Source organism: Streptomyces sp. AC602_WCS936, from assembly GCF_019049125.1.
Taxonomy (GTDB): Bacteria; Actinomycetota; Actinomycetes; order Streptomycetales; family Streptomycetaceae; genus Streptomyces.
The window spans coordinates 558555-581631 of sequence record NZ_JAGMUF010000090.1 but is presented as its reverse complement, the minus strand read 5'-3'; the positions used below and the strand labels follow the sequence as shown (position 1 = coordinate 581631).

General features: G+C 67.9%; 20 protein-coding genes. 10 read left to right on the top strand and 10 right to left on the bottom strand.

What is annotated here, in order from left to right; genetic code table 11:
- Window positions 1–45 precede the first annotated feature (45 nt).
- From KUM03_RS28005 to KUM03_RS27995, 3 genes are all read right to left on the bottom strand, one after another.
- Window positions 46–960: a sugar ABC transporter permease gene (locus tag KUM03_RS28005; RefSeq protein WP_217252584.1), complete on the bottom strand. Its 915-nt coding sequence runs from the start codon at window positions 958–960 to the stop codon at window positions 46–48.
- A 13-nt stretch (window positions 961–973) separates the two neighbouring features.
- Entirely contained in the window at window positions 974–1978 is a 1005-nt protein-coding gene (locus KUM03_RS28000) for a carbohydrate ABC transporter permease (protein WP_217252582.1), read from the bottom strand.
- A gap of 120 nt (window positions 1979–2098) precedes the next feature.
- The gene (locus tag KUM03_RS27995) at window positions 2099–3370 is read right to left on the bottom strand and encodes an extracellular solute-binding protein (RefSeq protein ID WP_217252580.1); all 1272 of its coding nucleotides are present in this window, start codon (window positions 3368–3370) and stop codon (window positions 2099–2101) included.
- Between the two features lie 412 nt (window positions 3371–3782).
- Here KUM03_RS27995 and KUM03_RS27990 point away from each other — a divergent pair, with 412 nt between their 5' ends.
- Window positions 3783–4817: a LacI family DNA-binding transcriptional regulator gene (locus tag KUM03_RS27990; RefSeq protein WP_217252578.1), complete on the top strand. Its 1035-nt coding sequence runs from the start codon at window positions 3783–3785 to the stop codon at window positions 4815–4817.
- Window positions 4818–4912: 95 nt separating this feature from the next.
- Complete coding sequence (locus KUM03_RS27985; RefSeq protein ID WP_217252576.1) at window positions 4913–5776, top strand: phosphatase PAP2 family protein; 864 nt, start codon at window positions 4913–4915, stop codon at window positions 5774–5776.
- Between the two features lie 11 nt (window positions 5777–5787).
- Here KUM03_RS27985 and KUM03_RS27980 read toward each other — a convergent pair whose 3' ends face one another.
- Window positions 5788–8799 (bottom strand): bifunctional [glutamine synthetase] adenylyltransferase/[glutamine synthetase]-adenylyl-L-tyrosine phosphorylase, encoded by a 3012-nt coding sequence (locus KUM03_RS27980; RefSeq protein WP_217252573.1) that lies wholly within the window; start codon window positions 8797–8799, stop codon window positions 5788–5790.
- 136 nt (window positions 8800–8935) lie between these two features.
- On the opposite strand from KUM03_RS27980, the gene KUM03_RS27975 reads away from it, so the two are divergent.
- The 3 genes from KUM03_RS27975 to KUM03_RS27965 are packed head-to-tail and all read left to right on the top strand — an operon-like array spanning window position 8936 to window position 9931.
- The gene (locus tag KUM03_RS27975; protein WP_043373664.1) at window positions 8936–9199 is read left to right on the top strand and encodes a type II toxin-antitoxin system Phd/YefM family antitoxin; all 264 of its coding nucleotides are present in this window, start codon (window positions 8936–8938) and stop codon (window positions 9197–9199) included.
- Window positions 9196–9450, top strand: a complete 255-nt coding sequence (locus KUM03_RS27970; protein ID WP_073722360.1) for a Txe/YoeB family addiction module toxin — start codon at window positions 9196–9198, stop codon at window positions 9448–9450. Before KUM03_RS27975 ends, KUM03_RS27970 begins: the two co-directional genes overlap by 4 nt.
- Window positions 9451–9484: 34 nt before the next feature.
- Entirely contained in the window at window positions 9485–9931 is a 447-nt protein-coding gene (locus KUM03_RS27965; protein WP_217252571.1) for a VOC family protein, read from the top strand.
- 7 nt (window positions 9932–9938) lie between these two features.
- Here the strand turns inward: KUM03_RS27965 and KUM03_RS27960 are convergent, their stop codons facing one another.
- The 3 genes from KUM03_RS27960 to KUM03_RS27950 all read right to left on the bottom strand — a co-directional run bounded on the left by KUM03_RS27960 (window position 9939) and on the right by KUM03_RS27950 (window position 13060).
- Window positions 9939–11693 carry an NAD+ synthase gene (locus KUM03_RS27960; RefSeq protein ID WP_217252569.1) on the bottom strand — a complete coding sequence of 585 codons (1755 nt, stop codon included), beginning with the start codon at window positions 11691–11693 and terminating at the stop codon, window positions 9939–9941.
- Between the two features lie 69 nt (window positions 11694–11762).
- Window positions 11763–12389 (bottom strand): DUF305 domain-containing protein, encoded by a 627-nt coding sequence (locus KUM03_RS27955; protein WP_217252567.1) that lies wholly within the window; start codon window positions 12387–12389, stop codon window positions 11763–11765.
- Window positions 12386–13060, bottom strand: coding sequence for a DUF3105 domain-containing protein (locus KUM03_RS27950; protein WP_217252564.1), 675 nt, complete (start codon window positions 13058–13060; stop codon window positions 12386–12388). The genes KUM03_RS27955 and KUM03_RS27950 overlap by 4 nt, the downstream gene beginning before the upstream one ends.
- A gap of 287 nt (window positions 13061–13347) precedes the next feature.
- Here KUM03_RS27950 and glnA point away from each other — a divergent pair, with 287 nt between their 5' ends.
- Entirely contained in the window at window positions 13348–14709 is a 1362-nt protein-coding gene (gene glnA, locus KUM03_RS27945; RefSeq protein ID WP_217252562.1) for a type I glutamate--ammonia ligase, read from the top strand.
- A gap of 232 nt (window positions 14710–14941) precedes the next feature.
- On the opposite strand, the gene KUM03_RS27940 is transcribed toward glnA, so the two are convergent.
- Window positions 14942–17551: an NB-ARC domain-containing protein gene (locus KUM03_RS27940; RefSeq protein ID WP_217252560.1), complete on the bottom strand. Its 2610-nt coding sequence runs from the start codon at window positions 17549–17551 to the stop codon at window positions 14942–14944.
- A gap of 929 nt (window positions 17552–18480) precedes the next feature.
- Here KUM03_RS27940 and KUM03_RS27935 point away from each other — a divergent pair.
- Window positions 18481–18714: a hypothetical protein gene (locus KUM03_RS27935; RefSeq protein WP_217252558.1), complete on the top strand. Its 234-nt coding sequence runs from the start codon at window positions 18481–18483 to the stop codon at window positions 18712–18714.
- 120 nt (window positions 18715–18834) lie between these two features.
- Here KUM03_RS27935 and KUM03_RS27930 read toward each other — a convergent pair whose 3' ends face one another.
- Entirely contained in the window at window positions 18835–19653 is an 819-nt protein-coding gene (locus tag KUM03_RS27930; protein WP_217252556.1) for a class I SAM-dependent methyltransferase, read from the bottom strand.
- Window positions 19650–20987, bottom strand: coding sequence for a helix-turn-helix domain-containing protein (locus tag KUM03_RS27925; protein WP_217252554.1), 1338 nt, complete (start codon window positions 20985–20987; stop codon window positions 19650–19652). Before KUM03_RS27925 ends, KUM03_RS27930 begins: the two co-directional genes overlap by 4 nt.
- A 104-nt stretch (window positions 20988–21091) precedes the next feature.
- Here KUM03_RS27925 and KUM03_RS27920 point away from each other — a divergent pair, with 104 nt between their 5' ends.
- The 3 genes from KUM03_RS27920 to KUM03_RS27910 are packed head-to-tail and all read left to right on the top strand — an operon-like array spanning window position 21092 to window position 23054.
- On the top strand, window positions 21092–21592 hold the full coding sequence (locus KUM03_RS27920; protein ID WP_217252552.1) for an ATP-binding protein: 501 nt from the start codon (window positions 21092–21094) through the stop codon (window positions 21590–21592).
- A complete protein-coding gene (locus KUM03_RS27915; RefSeq protein ID WP_217252550.1) occupies window positions 21589–22704 on the top strand; it encodes a hypothetical protein in 1116 nt (371 codons plus the stop codon). The genes KUM03_RS27920 and KUM03_RS27915 overlap by 4 nt, the downstream gene beginning before the upstream one ends.
- On the top strand, window positions 22701–23054 hold the full coding sequence (locus KUM03_RS27910) for an ASCH domain-containing protein (protein WP_217252548.1): 354 nt from the start codon (window positions 22701–22703) through the stop codon (window positions 23052–23054). Before KUM03_RS27915 ends, KUM03_RS27910 begins: the two co-directional genes overlap by 4 nt.
- Window positions 23055–23077 lie beyond the last annotated feature (23 nt).

Below are 23077 nucleotides of genomic sequence, written 5' to 3'. Positions count from 1 at the left end.
CGGGGTCGGATGGGCACCGCGGCCGGACGTTTTCCCGGCCGGGCGTCAGCCCTTGGTGCCGCCGGCGGTGAGGCCGGTCACCAGGTTCTTCTGCACGAGGTAGAAGAACGCGGAGACGGGTATCGCGACGAGCACGGCGGTGGCCGCCATCAGGTGACGCTGCGCGTCGTGCTCGCTGATGAAGCTCTGCAGTCCGACCGCGAAGGTGTACTTCGTGTCGCTCAGCATGAACGTCGAGGCGAAGGCGACCTCGCCGAAGGCCGTGATGAAGCTGTAGAAGCCGGCCACCGCCAGGCCCGGCCGGGCCAGCGGCAGGATCAGCCGGAAGAAGGTGCCGAAGGGGGTCAGTCCGTCGACGCGTCCGGCCTCGTCGATCTCGAACGGGATGGTGTCGAAGTAGCCCTTGAGCAGCCACGCGCAGTACGGCACCGCGGTCGAGCAGTAGACGAGGATCAGGCCGAAGTAGCTGTCGACGAGCCGGAGCTCGGACAGGATCTGGTACATCGGCACGATCAGCACGGCGATGGGGAACATCTGGGTGACCAGGAGGACCCACATGAGCTTGCGGTAGCCCGGGAAGCGCATCCGGGAGACCGCGTAGCCGGTGGTGGCGGCGACCATGACGCCGATGACCGTGGTGCCCAGCGAGACGATGAGCGAGCTCTTCAGCCAGTCGAAGAAGTTGGTCTCCTGGAGCACGAAGACGTAGTTGTCGAAGGTCATCTTCGACCAGATGCGCTCGGGGTGCAGGTAGTCGTTCTTGTCCGGGCCGAGGGACAGGTAGACCAGCCAGGCGACCGGGAAGAGCGCGACGAGGCTCGCCACGGTCAGGATGCCGTGCGAGGCCAGGGAGGCGACGCGGCTGCGCTCGCCGCGGGAGCGCACCTTGCGCGGCGGGTCGGCGGGCGCGGTGCCGGCCTGCTCGGCCGGAGCGGACGCCGGAACGGTCGTAGTGCTCATGGTGGCTCCTGCCTCAGATCGCGAGCTGCTGCTCATTGCGGTTCAGCCAGCGGCGGTAGAAGGAGGTGAAGACGATCAGGATGGCCAGCAGCAGGATGCCGTAGGCCGCGGACTGCGCGAAGTCGCGCGGCTGCTGCCCGAAGCCGAGCTGGTACGCCCAGGTGACGAGGATCTGCGCCTCCGGGGCGGTGTTGCCGAACAGCAGGAAGATCACGGCGAACTGGTTGAAGGTCCAGATGACGCCGAGCAGGACGACCGTGGAGCTGACCGAGCGCAGGCCGGGAAGGGTGACGTAGCGGAAGCGCTGCCAGGCGTTCGCGCCGTCCATCTCGGCGGCCTCGTAGAGGCTGTTGTCGATGGACTGAAGGCCGCCGAGGAGCGAGACCATCATGAACGGCACGCCGCACCAGGTGTTCACCATGATCGCGGAGAACCGCTGCCAGAAGGTGTCCTCCAGCCACGCGGGCGTGGGCAGGTGCAGCCAGTCCAGGCCGGAGTTGATGATGCCCTGGTCGGCGAGCATGAAGCGCCAGCCGAAGACGGTGACGAAGGTGGGCACGGCCCACGGCAGGACCAGGATCAGCCGGTAGAAGGTGCGGCCGCGCAGCTTCTGGTTGAGCAGCAGGGCGAGGCCGAGGCCGATGCAGAAGTGCAGGCCGACGCAGACCGCCGTCCACACGATGGTCCAGATGAAGTGGGACCAGAACCGGTCGTACGCCGTCGGGCCCCACAGGATGTCGGCGTAGTTGTCCAGACCGACGAACTGGTAGGTGGCCTCGATCTCGTTGACGCCGATGGTGCGCGCGCTGTTGAGGCTGTTGGCGTCGGTGAGGGTGAGGTAGAGGCCGTAGCCCAGCGGGTACAGCACGAGGACACCGATCACGACGGCCACCGGCGCGATCATGGCGTAGGCGTACCAGTGCTTCTGGTAGCCGTCTTTCAGACGCCGGCCGAGGCCGGGCCGCGGGGTGCGGTCACCGCGGCGCTTGCCGGTCGCGCGGTCGATGGCGACTGTCATGGTTCGACACCTTCGGGAGCAAGGGGAAGGTCAGCAGGTCAGCAGGTCGGGGGTGCGGCGCACGGCCGGTGGCCGCCGGGTCCCTCCCCTCCTGGTGGGAGACCCGGCGGCCACGCGGGCTCACTTGCTGAAGTCCGGCACCAGCTTGGCGATCGCGGTCTCGGCGTCGCTCAGGCCCTCGTCCAGGGACTTCTTGCCGCCGGCGATCTGCGGCAGCTCGTCGTCCAGCGGGGTCAGCAGGGAGCTGTACTCCGGCAGCGACGGGCGCGGCTGGGCGGCGGGCAGGACCGTCTGGAAGCCGGCGATGCCCGGGTCGGCCTTGACCTCGGCGGTGTAGGCGTCGTCGCGGGTCGGCAGCGTGGAGTTCTTCAGGGCGACGGTCTCCTGGGACTTCGCCGAGGTCATGAACTTCACGAACTTCAGCGCCGCCTCCTGGTGGGCCTTGTCCGAGCCGGCGTAGACCGAGAGGTTGTGGCCGCCGGTCGGGGCGCCCGCCTTGCCGGTGGAGCCGGCCGGGACGGTGGCGATGCCGAGGTTGTTCTTGTCCTTGAACGCCGAGCCCTTGTAGAAGTTGGTGATCTCCCACGGGCCCTGGATGATCGAGGCGACCTTGCCGCTGACGAACGCCTCCTGGATGTGGGCGTAGGCGTCGGCGGTGGTGTCGGCCTTGTGCAGGCCCTTGCCGTCGAACAGGCTCAGCCAGGTGCCGTACGCCTTCTTCGCCGCGGGCGAGTTGACGGTGATCTTCTTGGCCTCGACGTCGACCGTGTCGGTGCCCTCGCCGTAGAGGAACGGCTGCGCGTAGTAGCCGGCGGTGGAGGCCCAGTAGCCGTCGACGCCGGTCTTGTCCTTGATGGTGGCGGCGGCCTTCTTCAGCTCGTCCCAGTTCTTGGGGACCTCGACGCCGGCCTTCTCGAACAGTTCCTTGTTGTAGACGAAGGCGAGGGTGTCGGTGACCAGCGGGACGCCGTAGGTCTTGCCCTCGTACTTGGCCTGCTCGATCAGCTTGGGCTGGAACTTGTCCTGCTCGGCGAGGGCCTCGGTGCCGTCCAGCGGCAGGAAGAAGCCCTTCTTGGCGAAGGCGGCGGTCCAGCCGACGTCCGTGCGCAGCACGTCCGGGGCGCCCGAGGCACCGGCGGCGGTGTCGAACTTGTTCTGCGCCTGGTCGAAGGGGACGTTGACGTAGTTGACCTTGATGCCCTTGTTGGCGGCCTCGAACTCCTTGGCCAGGGCCTTGTAGGCCGGCGCCTCGTTGGTCGCGTTCGAGGTGTCCCAGTACGTGATGGTGACCGGTCCGCCGGACTCGCTGTCGCTGTCGCCGTCCCCGCCGCACGCCGTCGCCGCGAGGGCGAGGGACGCCACCAGAGCGGTGGCCGCTATGCCACGCCGCATGAGTTCTCCTTGAGGGTGAAAGCCCGTGTGGTGCAGGGTGCGGGCCCGTCCGCCGCTCCTGCCGACACCGACCGCGTCGTTGGCGCCGTCGGGCGACGTGAACGTAACAGCGTTGAAAGCGACGCGAAAGGTCTTGCAGCAAAAAAGTGCAAGACATCTCCGAAGTTATTCGGGCGTGACCTCCCGGCGACCGTCGTGAGACGCTTCCTTACAAGGGAAGAGCGCTTTGTTACGGGGGGCGAGCGGCGTCCGGGCCGGTTGTGCAAGACTCTGCAAGCTCTTGCCATCACTTTCTCGAGGGAGCGCGATGACGCAGCAGCCCGCGCCGGGCCGTCCGACGGGCCGTCCAACAGGCCGCCCACGGCGCCCGATCGGTGTGCAAGGGGGCGGCCGACAGGTACAGTCCACCCCTGTGACCACACGGCTTGCCGACATCGCCGCCCAGGCGGGGGTGAGCGAAGCGACGGTCAGCCGCGTCCTCAACGGGAAGCCGGGCGTCGCCGCCACCACCCGCCAGTCCGTACTGGCCGCCCTCGACGTGCTCGGCTACGAGCGGCCCGTCCGGCTGCGGCAACGCAGCGAGGGCCTGGTCGGTCTGATCACCCCGGAGCTGGAGAACCCGATATTCCCGGCGCTGGCCCAGGTCATCGGCCAAGCGCTGACCCGGCAGGGATACACCCCGGTGCTCGCCACCCAGACCCCGGGCGGCTCCACCGAGGACGAGCTGACCGAGATGCTGGTCGACCGGGGCGTCGCCGGCATCATCTACGTCTCCGGTCTGCACGCCGACACCACCGCCGACATGCAGCGCTACGAGCGGCTGCGCGCGCAGGGCGTGCCCTTCGTCCTCGTCGACGGTTTCTCGTCGAAGGTGCAGGCGCCGTTCATCTCCCCCGACGACCGCGCCGCGATGAGCCTGGCGGTCACGCACCTGGTCTCGCTCGGCCACACCCGGATCGGGCTGGCCCTCGGACCGCAGCGGTTCGTGCCGGTGCAGCGCAAGATCGAGGGTTTTGTCCGCACGGTCCAGGAGCAGCTGGACCTGAACGCCGAGACGGTGCGGAAGGAACTCGTCCAGCACTCCCTCTACACCCTGGAGGGCGGCCAGGCGGCGGCCACCGCCCTCATGGAACGCGACTGCACGGCCGTGGTCTGCGCCAGCGACATGATGGCGCTGGGGGCGATACGTGCGGCCCGGCAGCGCGGGCTGGACGTGCCCAAGGACATCTCGGTCGTCGGCTTCGACGACTCGCCGCTGATCGCCTTCACCGACCCACCGCTGACGACGGTCCGCAAGCCGGTCCCGGCGATGGGACAGGCGGCGGTGCGCACGCTGCTGGAGGAGATCGGCGGGACACCCGCCCCGCACAGCGAGTTCGTGTTCATGCCGGAGCTGGTGGTGCGCGGTTCGACGGCTTCGGCGCCGGGCGAGCGGAGCCGGCCCTGACGCCCGTCCCGGCCATCCCGTAGTGGCCGGATGCGGCCCGCATCCTCCCGGGGGATGATCGGTGGGACAGGGCTTTTCTGGCAGACTTCATGCCTATGGGTGACGTGACCGTGAGGACTCCGGAACGCCAGGAACTAGGCGTTCCGCACCCCGTCACGGAGGGGACGGGGCAGGGCCTCCTGCGCCGGTTCCGCGCACCGCGCCGGCCCCGGCTGTGGTTCGAGATCCTGCTGATCGCGATCAGTTACTGGACGTACTCCCTGATCCGCAACGCGGTGCCCGAGCAGCGGGTCCAGGCACTGCGCAACGCCGACTGGATCTGGCGCGTCGAGCAGCAACTGGGCATCGCCGTCGAGCAGTCGGTCAACCATGCCGTGAATTCGGTGACCTGGCTGGTCGTCGGCATGAACTACTACTACGCGACACTGCACTTCGTGGTGACGCTGGGTGTCTTGGTGTGGCTGTACCGCAGCCATCCCGGGCGCTACGCGGCGACCCGGCTGGTCCTCTTCGCGACGACGGGCGTCGCCCTGGTCGGCTACTACCTGTATCCGCTCGCCCCGCCCCGGCTGATGAACGGCGGGAACTTCATCGACACCGTGCTGGTCCACGACACGTGGGGCTCGATGGCGTCCGGCGACCTGAAGAACATGTCCAACCAGTACGCGGCGATGCCGTCGATGCACATCGGGTGGTCGGTGTGGTGCGGGGTGACGATCTTCGCGCTGGCCTCGGTGCCGTGGGTGCGGGTGCTGGGGCTGGTGTACCCGGCGCTGACGCTGGTGGTGATCGTGGCGACCGCCAACCACTTCTGGCTGGACGCGGTGGGGGGCGTGCTGTGTCTGGGGTTCGGGTACGCGGTGGCGTTCGCCTGGTACGGGGCGTTGCCGCATGCGCTGCCGAGGGACGTGCCACGGGTCGGTGAGCGGCGCAGGGCGTGGTTGCCCACGCGCGCGTAGCGCGCGGGCGGCTACGCGTAGAACAGCTCCTCCACCACCACCCGAGCCCTCCGCGCCGTACGCCGGTACTCGTCCAGCATGTCCCCCGCGTGCCCCGGCCCGTGCCCCAGGTACCGCCCCACCGCCGCCAGCTCCCGCGGATCGGTCGGGAAGGTGTCCCCCGCCCTCCCCCGCACCAGCATCACCGCGTTCCGCACCCGCGTCGCCAGCACCCACGCCTCGTCGAGCGTCGCGGCGTGCTCCTCGGAGACGAGGCCGGCCTCGCACGCCGCCGCCAGTGCCGCCCGCGTCCGGGTGGTCCGCAGCCCGGCCTCCGCGTGCCCGTGCCGCAGCTGCATCAACTGCACGGTCCACTCCACGTCGGACAGTCCGCCCGGCCCCAGTTTCGCGTGCAGCTTGGGGTCCGCGCCGCGCGGCAGCCGCTCCGACTCCATCCGGGCCTTGAGCCGCCGGATCTCCCGCACCGCGTCGTCGCCGAGCCCGTCCGCCGGGTACCGCAGCGGGTCGACCAGCTCGGTGAACCGGCGCCCCAGGTCCTCGTCCCCGGCCACGAACTCGGCCCGCAGCAGCGCGTGCCGCTCCCACACCAGCGACCAGCGCCGGTAGTACGCCTCGTACGACTTGAGCGTGCGTACCAGCGGCCCGGACTTGCCCTCGGGCCGCAGGTCGGCGTCGATCAGCAGCGGCGGGTCGGCGCTGGGCACCTGGAGCAGGCGGCGCATCTCGGCGACGACCTTGTTGGCCGCGTCCGCCGCCTCCCGCTCGTCGACCCCGTCCCGCGGTTCGTGCACGAAGAGCACGTCCGCGTCCGAGCCGTAGCCCAGCTCGTGCCCGCCGAAGCGGCCCATGCCGATGATCGTGAACCGGGTCGGCAGGGTGTCGCCCCACCCTTCCCGCACGACCGCCCGCAGCGTGCCCGCCAGGGTCGCCGCCGTCAGGTCGGACACGGCGCCGCCGACCCGGTCCACCAGGGCGCCCTGGTCGGCCTCGACGGGCTGCGCCTCGGTGCCGTAGGAGCCGACGATGTCCGCGGCGGCCGTACGGAACAGCTCCCGGCGGCGGACCCCGCGCACCGCGGTGACCGCTTGGACGGCGCCGTCGGCGCGGCGGACCGCGGCGAGGGTCTCCTGCTCCAGCTGCGCCCGGCCGCGCGGCGCCAGCCCCCCGGAGTTGCCGTCGCCGAGCAGCGCGACCGCCTCGGGTGCCCGCATCAGCAGGTCGGGGGCGAGCCGCCCGGCGGAGAGCACCCGGGCCAGGTTCTCGGCCGCGGCCCCCTCGTCCCGCAGCAGCCGCAGGTACCAGGGCGTGTTGCCGAGGGCGTCGGAGACCTTGCGGAAGTTGAGCAGACCGGTGTCCGGGTCGGCGGAGTCCGCGAACCAGCCCAGCAGCACGGGCAGCAGGGTCCGCTGGATGGCCGCCTTGCGGGTGACGCCCGACGCCAGCGCCTCCAGGTGCCGCAGCGCGGCGGCCGGGTCGGCGTACCCGAGGGCGACCATGCGTTCGCGGGCCGCCTCCGCGCTGAGCCGGACCTCCCCCGGCGCCAGCTGGGCGACGGCGTCGAGCAGCGGCCGGTAGAACAGCTTCTCGTGCAGCCGCCGTACGACGGAGGCGTGCCGCTTCCAGGCGCGCAGCAGCCCGGGCACCGGGTCGGTGCGCAGGCCGAGGGAGCGGCCGAGGCGGCGCAGGTCGGCCTCGTCCTCGGGCACGAGGTGGGTGCGCCGCAGCCGGTGCAGCTGGATGCGGTGCTCCATGGAGCGCAGGAAGCGGTACGCCTCGTCGAGCTGGGCGGCGTCCGCCCGGCCCACGTACCCGCCCGCGGCCAGCGCCTCCAGCGCGGCCAGCGTCGTACCGCTGTGCAGGGAGGTGTCGGCCCGGCCGTGCACCAGCTGGAGCAGCTGCACGGCGAACTCGACGTCCCGGAGGCCTCCCGGGCCGAGCTTGAGCTGGCGGTCGACCTCGGCGGCGGGGATGGTCTCCACCACCCGGCGGCGCATCTTCTGCACGTCCGGCACGAAGTTCTCGCGGTCGGCCGCCTGCCAGACCAGGGGCTGGAGGGCGGCGACGTACTCGGCGCCGAGGCCGGGGTCGCCGGCCACCGGACGGGCCTTGAGCAGCGCCTGGAACTCCCAGGTCTTGGCCCAGCGCTGGTAGTAGGCGACGTGGCTGCTGAGGGTGCGCACCAGCGGGCCGTTGCGGCCCTCGGGGCGGAGGTTGGCGTCGACGGGCCAGATGGAGCCCTCGACGGTGGTCTCGGAGCAGATCCGCATCATGTGCGAGGCGAGCGAGGTCGCGGCCCGCAGCGCCTTGGTCTCGTCGGCGTGGGGGCTTCCGGCCGTGCTCTCCGCCGGCTCGCCGACGAAGATGACGTCGACGTCGGAGACGTAGTTCAGCTCGTGTCCGCCGCACTTGCCCATCGCGATCACCGCCAGCCGGCACAGCGCGGCGTCCTCGGGCGCGGCGGCCTCGGCGAGGGCGAGGGCGGCACGCAGCGTGGCGGTGGCGAGGTCGGCCAGTTCGGCGGCGGTCTCGGCGACGTCGATGGTGCCGCACACGTCGCGGGCGGCGATGGACAGCAGGCAGCGCCGGTAGGCGACGCGCAGCGAGACGGGGTCGTCGGCCTCGGCGAGGCCCCGCTCGAAGTCGTCCACGCCTCGGTGCAGGTCGCGGGGTTCGTAGGTGACGAGTGCCTGCCAGTCGCCGGCGTGCCGGGCGAGGTGGTCGGCGAGCGCCTCGGAGGCGCCGAGCACACCGAGGAGACGGTCGCGCAGCGGCTTGGCCGCTATCAGGGTGTCCAGCAGCTCCCGGCGGGCGGTGGGGTCGGGCTGCGCCTCCAGGAGCCGGACCAGGCCGTGCAGGGCGAGGTCGGGGTCGGCGGTGGCGCCGAGGGCCTCCAGCAGCACGGGGTCGTTGCGGACCGGTGCCAGCTCCGCTCCGTCCAGCAGCCGCTCGGCGGCCGAGGGATCGGTGAAGCCGTGCCGCAGCAGCCGCGTGAAGGTACTGCTCCTGCGCCCCGGCGCCGTCATCTCGGCCTCCTTGTCGGACCTGTGGGATCAAGGGGGTGGTAAGGGGGGTGCTACAGAGCTGAGCGTAACCGGGCTTCCGGTGGCCCGCTCTGGACTCGTACGATATCTTGTACAAGCCGTGAAGGGAGGCACCGGTATGTCCATTACCGCCAGCGAAGCCCGTCAGAACTTGTTCCCGCTGATAGAGCAGGTCAACGAGGACCACGCCCCGGTGCACATCACCTCCCGCAAGGGGAACGCCGTGCTGATGTCCGAGGAGGACTTCACGGCGTGGACGGAGACCGTGCACCTGCTGCGGTCGCCGAGGAACGCCCGCCGTCTGCTCGACTCGATCGCGGAGGCCGAGGCCGGCGAGGCGCGGCACCGCGAGCTGATCGACCCGGACGCGGAGCGGGCGTGAGGATCGCTTTCACGTCGCACGGCTGGGAGGACTACGTCCACTGGGCCGAGAGCGACCGGAAGATGACCAGACGGATCAACAGACTGCTCGCCGACACCGCGCGCGACCCCTTCAAGGGCATCGGCAAGCCGGAGCCGCTCAAGGGCGACCTGTCCGGCTACTGGTCACGGCGCATCGACGACACGCACCGTCTGGTGTACAAGCCGGGCGACGACGAGCTGATCGTCGTCCAGGCGCGGTACCACTACTGAAACCACTGACAATCGGCATCGAAGGAGTCACGTCATGGACTTCACCCTCGAAGTGATCCCGCTGCCCGTCACCGACATCGACCGCTCCCGGGACTTCTACCGGGACAAGGTCGGCTTCCACGTCGACATCGACCAGGAGGTCATGCCGGGGATGCGCATCGTCCAGCTCACGCCGCCGGGCTCGGGCTGCTCGATCGCCCTCGGCGACGCCATCTGGGACATGGCACAGGGCCAGACCAAGCCCGAACCGGGCTCCTACCAGGGCCTCCAGCTCTGCGTCGCCGACATCAAGGCGGCCCACGCGGAGCTGGTGGGGCGCGGCCTGGACGTCTCCGAACCCGTCCAGTACGCCCCGGACGACGGCGCCACCTTCATGTACTTCAAGGACCCCGACGGCAACGGCTGGGCGATCCAGGAGTACCGCCGCCGGGAGGCGGAGCCGCTGCACAAGGTGCTGGCGGACCTGAAGCGGCAGGGCTAGCCGCCGGTCAGCCCCGCTCCCGCCACCGGTTGGTGACCGGGAGCCGGCGGTCCTTGCCGAAGCCCTTCGGGGAGATCTTGGTGCCCGGCGGGTACTGGCGCCGCTTGTACTCGGCGGTGTCGACCATGCGCAGCGTCCTGGTCACCAGCTCCCGGTCGTACCCGGCGGCCACGATCTCGTCCGCGCCCCGGTCCCGGTCGACGTACAGCTCCAGGATCGCGTCCAGGACCGGGTAGTCCGGCAGGGAGTCCGTGTCGACCTGGCCCGGGCGCAGTTCGGCGCTGGGCGGCTTGGTGATCGAGTTCTCGGGGATGGGCGGTGTCTGTCCCCGGGTCGTGGCCGCGCGGTTGCGCCACTCGGCGAGCCGGAAGACGGACGTCTTGTACACGTCCTTGATGGGCCCGTACGCGCCCACCGAGTCGCCGTACAGCGTCGAGTACCCGACCGCCAGCTCCGACTTGTTGCCCGGGGCCAGGACCAGGTGGCCCTCCTGGTTGGAGATCGCCATCAGCAGCGTGCCGCGCAGCCGCGACTGGAGGTTCTCCTCGGCCAGACCGGTCAGCTCCAGCGCCCCCGTGTACGCGTCGAACATCGGCTCGATCGGCACGGTGCGGTAGTGGAGCCCGGTGCGCCGGGCCAGCTCCGCCGCGTCGTCCTTGGAGTGCTCGGAGGAGTACTTGGAGGGCATGGAGACGCCGTGGACGTTCTCCGCGCCGACCGCGTCGCAGGCGATGGCGGCGACGAGGGCGGAGTCGATGCCGCCGGAGAGTCCGACGAGCACCGAGCGGAAGCCGTTCTTCGCCACGTACGCGCGCAGTCCGACGACGAGGGCCGAGTAGACCTCCTCGTCGTCGTCCAGCCGCTCGGCGACCCCGCCGGACAGCCACTCACCCACGGTGGGCGCCGGCTCCTCGGAGAGCACGACCCGGTCGATACGCAGCCCGTCGTCCACGACGCCGGTGGGCGCGTCCGCGTCGGCGGCGGGCAGGTCGAGGTCCAGCACCACGCACCCCTCGGTGAACTGCGGCGCCCGCGCCAGCACCTCCCCGTCCCGGTCGACCACGATCGAGTCGCCGTCGAAGACCAACTCGTCCTGTCCGCCGGTCATGGCGAGGTAGGCGGTCGTACAGCCGGCCTCCTGGGCGCGCTTGCGGACCAGCTCCAGCCGGGTGTCGTCCTTGTCCCGCTCGTACGGCGAGGCGTTGACGGACAGCAGCAGACCGGCCCGCGCCGAACGCGCCGCCGGCACCCGGCCGCCGTCCTGCCACAGGTCCTCGCAGACGGCCAGCGCGACATCCACCCCGCGCACCCGCACCACGGGCATGGTGTCGCCGGGCACGAAGTGGCGGAACTCGTCGAAGACGCCGTAGTTGGGCAGGTGGTGCTTGGCGAAGCTCAGGGCCACCTCACCACCGTGCAGCACGGCCGCCGCGTTCTGCGGGGCGCCGGCCGGCTGGCCGTACCTCGGCTGTGCGCTCGCGGAACGGTCGAGGTACCCGACGACCACCGGCAGCCCGCCGAGGCCCTCGTCGGCGAGGCGCGCGGCGAGGGAGCGCAGGGCGGCGCGGGAGGCCGCCACGAAGGACGGCCTGAGGGCCAGGTCCTCGACCGGGTACCCGGTCAGCACCATCTCCGGGAACGCCACCAGGTGCGCTCCCTGCCCGGCCGCGTGCCGGGTCCAGCGGACGACCGACTCGGCGTTGCCGTCGATGTCGCCGACGGTGGAGTCGATCTGGTTCAGGGCGAGTCGTAGGCGGGGCACGGCGGCCAGTGTAATCGTCAGAACGACGCAATGGGGTGACGTACCGGTTTCCGCCTCATGTCCGAAGCCTCACGCGCGTGGCTTCGCACCCCGCTCGGCGAGCAAGTCCGCCATCAGCCGCATCTCCGACTCCTGCGACTCCACCATCCCCTGGGCCAGCCGCTTCTCCACCCCCACCGTGCACTTCTCGGCGCACCCCTCGGCCATGTGGACGCCGCCCTTGTGATGCTCGGTCATGAGCTGGAGGTAGTAGACCTCGGCCTGCTTCCCGTCGAGGGTCGCCAGCTTCTCCATCTCGGCGTCGGTGGCCATGCCCGGCATCAGCGACCCCTCCCCCGCCGAGGGCATCTCACCCATCCCCATCCAGGTCATCGGCGGGTCGGACGACACCTTGGGCAGCCCCCACAGGTCCAGCCAGCCGATCATCATGCCGCGCTGGTTGGCCTGGGTCTGCGCGATGTCGTACGCGAGCCGCCGCACCTCCTCGTCGTCGGTGCGGTCGCGGACGATGTACGACATCTCCACGGCCTGCTGGTGGTGCACGGCCATGTCCCGCGCGAACCCGGCGTCGGCGGAGTCGGCCGTCGGGACCCGGCCCGCGCCGTCGTCCCCGGCGACGGCGTAGGTGATACCGCCGGCCGCGACGAGGGCCGCGGCGGCGGCCCCCGCGATCCAGCCGGCCCGCCTCGGGGTCACTGCGACAGCCCGTTGGTGCACGCGGCCCCAGGCTCGGGGGTCTGCTTACCCTGGACGAACTTCTCGAAGAACTTGTCGACGTTCGGGTCGTCGGCGCCCGTCACGGTGCGCTGGTGGCCCCAGGCGGTCAGCATGATCGGGTCCTTCTGCTTGTCGTTGGGGCTCATCAGCGAGTACGGCGTCTTCTTCACCTTCTCCGCCAGCTTCTCCACCTCGGCCTTCGGGGCCTTGTCGGTGTACGTCACCCACACGGCGCCGTGCTCCAGGGAGTGCACGGCGTTCTCGTTGTTCAGCGGCTTGGTGTAGACGTCGCCGTCGCAGTTCATCCAGACCTGGTTGTGGTCGCCGCCGACGGGGGGCTCGGCGGGGTAGGACACCTTCTTGGTGACGTGGTTGCGGCCCAGGTTCCCCTCCCAGGTGCGCACCCCGTCCTCGCCGGTGACGAACTTGCCGGAGGTCTTCGACCCGTCGCCGTTCGAGGCCATGTCGTCCGAGTCGTCGGACTGCGACCGGACGAGGAAGACGCCGCCGACCACGAGACCGGCGACGACCACGGTGCTGACCGCGATGGTCAGGATCCGGTTCCGGCGCTCGCGGGCCTCCTCGGCGCGTCGCATCTCGGCTATGCGGGCCTGTCGCGCCTGGTTGCTGCTCTTCTTGGCGGAACCCATGGGGTGTGCCCTTCTGGGGAAACGTCAACGGAAAGGGAGCTGTGAGGTCCGCTGATCGTAATGCGGCGGGGCCCGTCGTTCGTAGGGCGATCACAGGATCCGTCCCGGCGGATCCCCGGAATGGCCCGATCGAACAGGTGGCCTCTACGCTGCGGGGAGGGCAGGTGGGCCGACCGCGGTCCGCAACGCGTACGAAACCGTGCTGTGGTGTGATGGCCCAGGTGCCCGACCGCCTCCCGCCGTACCGGAGACAGGCGGCCTGACCAGCGAGGATGGGGAAGCGGAAGATGGACAAGCAGCAGGAGTTCGTGATCCGGACGCTGGAGGAGCGCGACATCCGGTTCGTACGCCTGTGGTTCACGGACGTGCTGGGCTTCCTGAAGTCCGTCGCCGTGGCCCCGGCCGAGCTGGAGCAGGCCTTCGACGAGGGCATCGGCTTCGACGGCTCGGCGATCGAGGGCTTCGCCCGGGTCTACGAGTCCGACATGATCGCCAAGCCGGACCCCTCCACCTTCCAGGTGCTGCCCTGGCGCGCGGAGGCCCCCGGCACGGCCCGTATGTTCTGCGACATCCTGATGCCGGACGGCTCCCCGTCCTTCGCGGACCCGCGCTACGTCCTCAAGCGCGCCCTGGCCCGCACCTCCGACCTGGGCTTCACCTTCTACACCCACCCGGAGATCGAGTTCTTCCTGCTGAAGAACAAGCCGGTCGACGGCACGGTCCCCACCCCCGCCGACAACTCCGGCTACTTCGACCACACCCCGCAGAACATCGGCATGGACTTCCGCCGCCAGGCGATCACCATGCTGGAGTCGATGGGCATCTCGGTGGAGTTCTCCCACCACGAGGGCGCACCCGGCCAGCAGGAGATCGACCTCCGATACGCCGACGCGCTCTCCACGGCCGACAACATCATGACGTTCCGCCTGGTCATGAAGCAGGTGGCCCTCGAACAGGGCCTCCAGGCCACCTTCATGCCGAAGCCGTTCTCGGAGTTCCCCGGCTCGGGCATGCACTCCCACCTGTCCCTCTTCGAAGGCGACCGCAACGCGTTCTACGAGTCCGGCGCCGAGTACCAGCTCTCCAAGGTCGGCCGCTCCTTCATCGCGGGCCTGCTGCGGCACGCGGCGGAGATCTCGGCGGTCACCAACCAGTGGGTGAACTCCTACAAGCGCATCTGGGGCGGCACCGAGCGCACGGCGGGCGCGGGCGGCGAGGCCCCCTCCTACATCTGCTGGGGCCACAACAACCGCTCGGCCCTGGTCCGCGTCCCCATGTACAAGCCCGGCAAGACCGGCTCGGCCCGCGTCGAGGTCCGCTCCATCGACTCCGGCGCCAACCCGTACCTGACCTACGCCGTCCTCCTCGCCGCCGGCCTCAAGGGCATCGAGGAGGGCTACGAACTCCCGCCGGGCGCCGAGGACGACGTCTGGGCCCTGTCCGACTCGGAGCGCCGCGCCCTGGGCATCGAGCCCCTCCCCCAGAACCTGGGCGAGGCCCTCGCCCTGATGGAACGCAGCGACCTGGTCGCCGAGACCCTCGGCGAGCACGTCTTCGACTTCTTCCTGCGCAACAAGCGGCAGGAGTGGGAGGAGTACCGGTCGCAGGTCACCGCGTTCGAGCTGCGGAAGTCGCTGCCGGTGCTGTGAGGGCAGTCGGAGAGAGTTTCCCGCTGATTCAACGGTTGGGGCCGACGGTCGCGCACCGTCGGCCCCAAGGCGTCTCACCAGGCGTGGGATATCCCTGGGCCGTCTGGCGCAAGATCGGCACCCTCGTGCAAGCCGCCCACGGCCTTCGGGACCCGCGCGTCGCTCGACATGTGGTGCAGCTAGACAGACCCAACACTTACCGCGCCGCACTCAAGAGTTCTACGAAGTACTGCTAGTCACGGGCGACTTGCACCCAGTTAGCACGAACGCGTCCATCGGATTCAATCCTTGGAATGAACCGGACGATATTCCCTGTAAGGTCCTCGAAGCTCGCGCCTCGGTTGCCATCTTCTAGCGCCGAAGCGTGAAAGAACACGTCTTTAGGGAATCGCGGATGAGCGATAAAACCGTACGTAGAGCACCAAGCCTTCACCACACCTTCGACCACGTCGTCGCGTTGCAGATCCTGATCCGTTAGCTCTGCACCTGTTGACGGACGAGCATATTCCAAAATTCGATCACACAACTCTTGAATTTCGGAACTACTAGTCGTACGCCGCAACTTGGCAACATGCCCAGGGAAATGCCGCCACGCCCGGCACGCCTCAAATGCGAATAGCTGTGTGCTAACTCGCTTCATCAAACGAGCTGTCTGAAGGTCCTTGATGGTGAAATCAACACCCGGCGCCGTTATGCATCGAATATACTGCGATACACTCTCAAGAACTGTATCAAAGAGACGCAAGTCGGATACGCCACCTCTAATCTCCTGGTCGCCGATAGAGAATCCAGCGTGAGCTTTGTCTGCGGCTTCCAGGGCCCTGTGCTCGTGATCGACAAGGTACTCTGACCAGCGTCGCCAGGAATCCACTAGCGCAGTAAGCGTAATAAGCTTAATCCTCCCTTCAGCGCAATCGAGCCCCCACTCAAGCAGCTGCTGACCTTCGCCGAATTCTTTGATCCAAATCAAGTAGGATCCGAGCGTTTGCGCCGTCTCTGCACTATTGAAGTATCCATGCGCAATACGCGCATACTCCACTGCTTTGTCAGTCTCGTGCGCTTTCCTCGCTAGATGTCCGGCGAAGAAGTATCCCACAACCGCCTCAGCGAGATCATCATCACCTGCCCTGGCCTTCCTAAGGGCCGCAAGGTAAGCAGACGTCGCCGCGTCAACGTTTCCTTGCGCCGACAGGATGAAGCCTTGCACTCGATCCACCTCCCAAAATTCTGGGCTTATGGATCGCGCCTTCTCCACCAAGCTTAGACTCGCTCCGAAGGCGCCATCTTTCGATTCCTTCAGAGCCTTTCGTAGAAGGTGCGCCACCGGTTCGTCATTGTTCGTGCGCGTACGCACGACGTTAGGCGCGAGCTTCCTGGCCTTTTCGTCGTTACGCCGATGCTCGGCAGACCGTCTGAAATCCTGCTCCTTCTCCAAGATCGAGTTCACTGCGACTGGGTTCGGGGTATTAACCCGTCGCAGGTAGGACTTAGCAGTCTCTGTGAGGCTAACACGCGAAATCAATGAACCGTCTGGATCGTTCTCCAGGCGGACCATCGAACCCTTAAGTAGCTCCTGAATCGACCTACGCAGCGAATCGATATCAACCTCCGTGAGCACAGCCAGCTCATCGAAGGTAACCTCTCTTTCGAGAGCGAAAAGCGCCAGAAGAACCCCTTGCGCGCTTTGTGTCGTCCTGTCGTACACAGACCTGACACAGAAGTCCAAAAGTTCTTCTTGGTTCACTAGGGCCAAGTTCGGCTGTTCGCCTGCCTCTACGGATAGAATGTACCACCGAATAGCCAAGGGGCTATACCTGAGCCTTTTAACCACTTCATTCACCGTATCGGAGGCCAGGCGTACTAGCCTAGAAACATCTCGCGATCGAGCGAAGTGGCGAAAGAGACTCGAGGCATCTTTTACTTTCAATGGACCCAACGGAATCCGGCGCTCGAACTGCCCCACCCCAACGCGACTTGTGAATAGATAATTAACACTGTCTGGCAGCCGTTCATACAGTGCCACCACCTCTTCACTATCAACAGTCTCCAAATTGTCAATGACAAGCAACGTCTCAATCCCTTCAAGGGCCTCTGCTAGATCATTGATCCCACCACGGAAATCCGCGTCAAAAGCCTGACCGAGCTCTCGTGCGGCACCCGTGAGATCTCTAATCGAATTTACGATACCAACGACCCCAGAGGGGGTCAGTCGCTCTGTCTTAAGCGAAACCCAAAGAATACACTCGTAGGGCGACTCTGGATCATCAGCCAGCGTGTAAGCCGCTTCAAGCGCGGTTGCCGTCTTGCCAATCCCTCCCTCGCCCGTAATCGTTAGCATTGATTCCCGTCGCTTAACGAGGTGAGAGACGATTTTCTTGCAGTCTTCAGATCGACCAATCAACCCCGTTTCATCGTACTCAGGAAGAGGCAGATTGTGCAGAACTCGATCTGAGCGTCGCCCTTGGTTTTCGAAAGCAGGTTCCCAGGTTGGGTCGGCGTCAAGATGGTCCAGAATGCCTTTCAGGAGGTTCCAGTAACGGGTTCGGAAATTTCTGCAAACACTGACGGCCGTCTCCGGGTCGCCGGCCCGTAGTGGCCGCCCATGCATCACTCGATTTCTGATAGGTACGAGTAGGTCCATGGATGGAGTATTCTCCCGCAGCTCCCTGCCTAGGTCTGCAGGCAGAGATTCGCGATGCCTGTTGAGTACGTCATAAGCCTCACGCACGTCCAAGTACTGGACGGCACTAATCGGTTCCCCCGGCCCCTCCGCCTCGCGACGCAGGTTGGCCTTTTCGTAGTTCGGCCCCAGAGCAGACTCTTCGTCCATGTGATCGAGCACGTAGCGGACTAGAAGGTTCCGCATGTCGGCTTCAACTGAGTCAACGAGAACGTAGAGTCGAGACCTCGTCATACGAGTATGCGGAATCACTCAGTCTCCCAGGTTGGCATCATCAAGCTGACAATCTTGCCACCGCCTTAATGCACACGTCAGTAAAACCTGCAACTTCTCAACCGCGGTGCTGTCCGCGGCAGCGCGTCGCTCAGCCACCATGGCTCAAGCGAGGCTGCTCAGAGGGAGAGGAAGCACGCGTTCTCCCATCCTCATGGGGTAGCCGGTCGTTATGACGGGTCGTCAGCGGTCAGGTGATGCGGCCACGCCTCCATGGCGCCGACGCCGGATGGTGTACTGGCCGGCAGTTCTGGCTACCTACTTGTCGTGGTCGGACTCGCAGCCACGTTCTGGCACTGGGTGCGGGGCAAGCCGTGGGACGACTCGCTGTCCTTCACGCTGACGGTGACGATGACTGCGATCGGCAGCCAGCGGGGAGCCGCGATCACCCGGCGGAAGGCCAGTCGCGGTGACGGCTGGCCATCGGCCGTGGCAGCGGTTGCGCTCGGTCCTGCGGGACGACGCCGGCCGGTGCCAAACCTCCCTCAGACCTGCACACCGTTCATCGCACGGCCGCAGGGAGTGGGTGTGGCGGACGCTCACCGCGCCCGCTGCGCCCGTCCCGGCCCCCGGGGAGCTCTATCACCGGCGGGAAGCGTGAAGACGCGGGCCCTTTCCTCGACCGTTCGCACACACTGATGACCTCAAAGGCACCAGGAGAGGGCCGCCAACCGGACACGGATGCTAGGCCGTTCGCCGCCGTGCTTTGATCGGTGCGCGGCACGCCGGTGGCCGGTTTCGGGCCTCCCACCTCGGAATGCGGGCGTGCGTGCCTTACCGCTCCCACTTTTTCGTCAGCACGAGAGGAAAGACCTGCCATGAACCTCGTCCCCCAGGTCGAAACGGCTGAGATCTCCGACGCGGACCTGGACCAGGTGTCCGGCGGCACCATCGGTGTCGACGCCGGTGTGGCCGTCATCACCGCCGGTGGTGCGCTCGGCGCCGGTTTCCACGCGGAGGTCGGCCCGCTCTCCGTAACCGCCGGTCTGGGCGCCTCGGCGGCCTTCGGCGGCGCCTCGGCGCAGGGTCACGCGCACACGACCATGGCCTGAGGCGCGCGCCTCCAGGTGAGCGTGAGCCCCGGACCGCTGTGTCCGGGGCTCTCTCCTTGCCGTTGTCGGCTGACAACGTCGGCCACACGAGCACCTTGTAGCCGTCGGACAGAGGCGTTTTCACCGCCGACAAACAAGGATGCCGCCGAGGCAGGTGATCTCGTACGCACCGTGCCGGGCGATGCAGTCGGCGACGATTGCACGGGCTCTGCCGATGGTCTCGTCGAAGGGGACGTCGTGCTGGTCCGCCCAGGCGCGATACGAAGCCATGTGGGCGATGACAGGCTCGGGCTCACGAACAGTGATGGTTCCTGGCAGTTCGACGACCTCCACGCGGCTGAACTCGTCGCCAAGCAATGCTGGAGCCTTCTCCAGGGAGAACCGAGCGCTGAGCGAGATTCGCGCCGGACCGCGGTCAATGCCGAGGACCTCTCCGGCGGCCCGCTGCCAGAGGTCGTCGAGTTCGGCCTTGTCGCGATCGCTGTTGGTGGAAGCGATGACCAATCCGTCACGGGCCACGACCCGGGCCAATTCTCTGATCGCCTGGGGAATGTCGGGCACGTGGTACAGCATGTGGAGCGCGAGAGCCGCGTCGACGCTCTTCGCGCCCAGCGGCAGCCTCGTGGCATCCGCCACGGCGACCGGGCCAGGGACGCCGGCGAGAATGCCCGGGGCGATGTCGAGACCGAGCAGAGACAGGTCCGGGCGGTCCTGACGAAGTCGCTGGATGAACTTGCCGTTGCCGCAACCGATGTCCACGACCCGGTCGCGTACGTCACCCAGCCGCTCGGCGACGAGGCCGGGGAGGTCGTACCGGGGTGTCTGCCACCGATAGAGCGACTGCCTGGCAGACAGGTCCCGGTCTCCGTTGTAGGCGCTGTCCGCCAGGCGGGTCCGGTCGGTGACGGCTGCGTCGTGGGCAGCGGACAGGTCGGTCACGTCGGCAACTCCGGAGGGTGGGCGGCGGGCAAGGACGCACGGACGGCCGTGTGCTGGAGTCGTTCACGCAGGTGTACCGCCTGCGCAGCCCTACCGTACTGCGGCGCTCCCAGTTCCCGCCCGAGAGCGGTGAGCCGACGCACGATACTGGCCGACATCCGCTCCGGCGACGCCTCAAGAACGAAGCCGAGCCTCTCCGCCGTACCGTCCAGGTCGCCCAGGAGCAGGTGCCCGCGTGCGAGATCGAGGTGCGCGGCGAACAGGTCGCCTACCGACTGGTCGTCTCCGTCCGCGCTGCGATAAAGGCGAATGGCCGTCTCGGCACTGACGATGGCCCGCTGGACCTGCTCCTGCCCACCCACAGCCAGGAGGGTCGTCCCGGCGTACGCGAACTGCTTGGCCGCAGGGAAGTCAAAAACTCCCCCTACCTCGTCCCGGCCCGTGATCGCCTCACGAGATCGTTCGGCATCCGCCAGGGCATCGAGCGCACGGGCCGAGTCGCCGCATATCGCCAACGCCCGCGCCTCCAGACTCGCAAGCCGTGCGCCGATGGTGCCGCTCGTCCTGTGGCACAGACCGGCCTGCGCCAGTCGGGCCGCCTGCTCGTGCCTTCCCATCCAGTACGCGATCAACGATTCCACCGCACGGACCCACGCGAACATCCCCTCGTGTCCGACCACCTCGGCACAAGCCCGGGCGGTGCGGGCGTGTGTGGCGGCGGAGTCGTAGTCTCCGAGGTCGAGACAGACGTGTGCGGACAGCCCGCAGAGGCGAGAGGCGGAGAGGTAGAGGTCGGTGGTCTGCCGGGGATGTTGACGTCCTCGCAGCAGCTCGAACACTCCGTCCCGTAACCGCTTGATCTCCACGTACTGCTCCATCAGCGGATGGCTGACGTACGTACGAGCGAGGCGGCCGACGTCCGCCTCCAGTTGCTCTACGACGACCTCGTCGGCGTTGCGCTGCGCAATGAACCGGGCAAACTCGGCCGACCGCCACGCGTCCGCCGAGAGCGGCTCCGCCCGGGCATCGGAGTTTCGGACCGGCTGCGGAGAGGGTGCTTGCTCGACGCCAACTGCACCGGCCTCGTCACGCTGCCCCTTGCTTACGGCAACGGCTTGGTCGAGCATGGCGACGTCGACGCCGAAGACCTGTGCCAGGTACTTGCGGGTGTAGGGCACGGGGATCCGCGCTTCGCGCTCGTACCGCCCGACCTCCTTACCGGTCTTCGTCGACCGCCCCTCCAGGGTGTTGTACTCGTCGGCGACCCTCTGCTGGCTCCAGCCGCGCGCGGTACGCAGCCGGACGAGCAAGGCGCCGATGCCGGTGTCGCCCATGCCGTCCCCCAGGAACACGTGACCTCTGGCCCCCATAGTGGCCCCCAGGTTGGCCCCCATGCTGGCTCCCGACCCAAACGAGTTAAGCCGCTTTGCTGTTGGCCATGGCAAGCAGACTCACCTCCGAGGTGGCCAACGGCCTGTCCGATCGCCTTCCGGGCAGGGACCAGCACCGCACCATGCTCTTCCCACGCCGCCGGACCGCACCACGTGCCGCCCGCGACTTCGTCGTCGCCACGCTGACCGAATGGGGTGAGAAGAGCCGCCTCGACGACATGCGACTGTGCGCCTCGGAGCTCGTCACCAACGCGGTGATTCACGGGGCGCCCGCGGGCCGGCTAATCCTCGTGCGTGTCGACTCCCTCGGCGACCAGTTGCGCATCGAGGTTCACGACTCCGGCGACGACACCCCGACCCAACGCACTCCCGAGGAGTCCGCCGTCAACGGTCGCGGCCTGCTGATCGTCTCCGCGACGGCGGACAGCTGGGGCGTGCAGGAGAGGACGGGCCCCGGAAAGTGCGTCTGGGCCGCATTTGACCGCGACAAGAGCGGGGCGGCAGCCACGCCGTCCCGCGATACCGAACCGCAGGGGGACACGTCATGACCATGCACCCCGTCTCGCCGAATACCGTTCTCGCCAACGCCCTCCACCGCGCCGAGGACGTTCTTACCCCTCGAATCCTCGCGAAACCGCCCGAGCGGATCGTGCTGGTCGTCGGGACCCAGATCAACGGTGCCCCGCACATCGGCACCTCGCTCGTACAGTCCCTGGCCTTCGCCATGGCCGTCCGGCTGCGCGACCGCTTCGACCTCCCCACCGAGGTGTTGTTCAGCGCCCTCGACAACGCGCCGTACGAACTGACCACCGACCCGGTCAGCGGTCACCGCTACCAGCGCGCCTATGCCCAAGCCATGGACGAGCAGGACCTGAACGACCTCATCACCGCTCTCTACCAGCCGCTCTTCACCACCCTGTCCAGGCGTCTGGGCATCCCCCACCACATCGAGACGTACTCGCAGCAGCAGGCCGGTGAGCACTACCGCCGCACGTGGCTTCGTCTCCTCCCCCGCATCGATGCCGCCCGCTGGTGGCTAGCGCCTTCCACCGGCGTCCCTCACCTCCGTGTCCCCTGCCCGCGCACCGACTGTGGCTGGGCGGAGAAGCACGCCGAACGCACCCGAATCGGCCGCATCGAAGCCGAGGCGGCGGCGGTCTCCGCCGTCTGCCTGCACCACGGCGAGTACGAGACCAGGGTCATGCCCACCGCCGGCGCGTACCTGGACTTGGCCACGCTCTACCGCAACCTGGTCAAGGAACTCGCCCTGACCAACCTCCAGGGCACGCTGCACGTCATGGTCAAGGGAGGCGACTGGGTCTTCGGCTCCCACCTCGTCGACGAGGCGCTCCATGCCGTGGGCCTCACCCGCGTCCAGCTCCCGGCCCGACTGTTCTGCCCTCAGGTCGTGTCCGACACCGGCGCCAAGCTGTCCAAATCCCTCGTACGGGAAGGCCGTGCCCCCTTGCCCGAGGGCGCGGCCCCTTGGATGCTCGACACCCGGCAGTGGCCCGGCACCGTCACCGAGTACGCCGACCAACTGCTCGGCATGACCGAAACTCTGCTCTCTGACCCCCGTCACTTCTTCCGTTCTTACTCGGTCGCTGAGATCAGCCGTCTGATCACCGCACCGTCCGCGAGGAGCGTTTCCACCCGATGACCGACCGCACAGCCCGCGTCCACGAACTCAACCTCTATCGCCAGTACTTCGACCTCGTCGCAGCGGGCACCAAGACCATCGAGGTGCGAGTCAAGTACCCGCACCTCGCCGACCTCGCCGTCGGCGACACCATCCGCTTCCGTATCAAGGACACCTGCGAGAGCTGCAACGTGATGGTCCTCCGGGTCACCGAGTACCCCGACTTCACGGCACTCCTCGACGGGGAAGGTCCGTCCAACGTCAATCCGACTGCCACCCGCGACCAGCAACTCGCCAACATCCGCACCATCTACGGCCCCGAGAAGGAAGCCCTCGGCGCGCTGGCCATCGAGATCGAGCGCGTGCTGTGACCGTTTACCGGGCTGCTCTTGGC

Bases quoted from the DNA above. Each gene is read 5' to 3' on its own strand.
- KUM03_RS28005 (WP_217252584.1), bottom strand. From the start codon at position 960: ATGAGCACTACGACCGTTCCGGCGTCCGCTCCGGCCGAGCAGGCCGGC.
- KUM03_RS27980 (WP_217252573.1), bottom strand. From the start codon at position 8,799: ATGACGGCGCCGGGGCGCAGGAGCAGTACCTTCACGCGGCTGCTGCGG.
- KUM03_RS28000 (WP_217252582.1), bottom strand. From the start codon at position 1,978: ATGACAGTCGCCATCGACCGCGCGACCGGCAAGCGCCGCGGTGACCGC.
- glnA (WP_217252562.1), top strand. From the start codon at position 13,348: ATGGACAAGCAGCAGGAGTTCGTGATCCGGACGCTGGAGGAGCGCGAC.
- KUM03_RS27910 (WP_217252548.1), top strand. From the start codon at position 22,701: ATGACCGACCGCACAGCCCGCGTCCACGAACTCAACCTCTATCGCCAG.
- KUM03_RS27950 (WP_217252564.1), bottom strand. From the start codon at position 13,060: ATGGGTTCCGCCAAGAAGAGCAGCAACCAGGCGCGACAGGCCCGCATA.
- KUM03_RS27920 (WP_217252552.1), top strand. From the start codon at position 21,092: ATGGCAAGCAGACTCACCTCCGAGGTGGCCAACGGCCTGTCCGATCGC.
- KUM03_RS27915 (WP_217252550.1), top strand. From the start codon at position 21,589: ATGACCATGCACCCCGTCTCGCCGAATACCGTTCTCGCCAACGCCCTC.
- KUM03_RS27935 (WP_217252558.1), top strand. From the start codon at position 18,481: ATGAACCTCGTCCCCCAGGTCGAAACGGCTGAGATCTCCGACGCGGAC.
- KUM03_RS27925 (WP_217252554.1), bottom strand. From the start codon at position 20,987: ATGGGCGACACCGGCATCGGCGCCTTGCTCGTCCGGCTGCGTACCGCG.
- KUM03_RS27975 (WP_043373664.1), top strand. From the start codon at position 8,936: ATGTCCATTACCGCCAGCGAAGCCCGTCAGAACTTGTTCCCGCTGATA.
- KUM03_RS27985 (WP_217252576.1), top strand. From the start codon at position 4,913: ATGGGTGACGTGACCGTGAGGACTCCGGAACGCCAGGAACTAGGCGTT.
- KUM03_RS27995 (WP_217252580.1), bottom strand. From the start codon at position 3,370: ATGCGGCGTGGCATAGCGGCCACCGCTCTGGTGGCGTCCCTCGCCCTC.
- KUM03_RS27965 (WP_217252571.1), top strand. From the start codon at position 9,485: ATGGACTTCACCCTCGAAGTGATCCCGCTGCCCGTCACCGACATCGAC.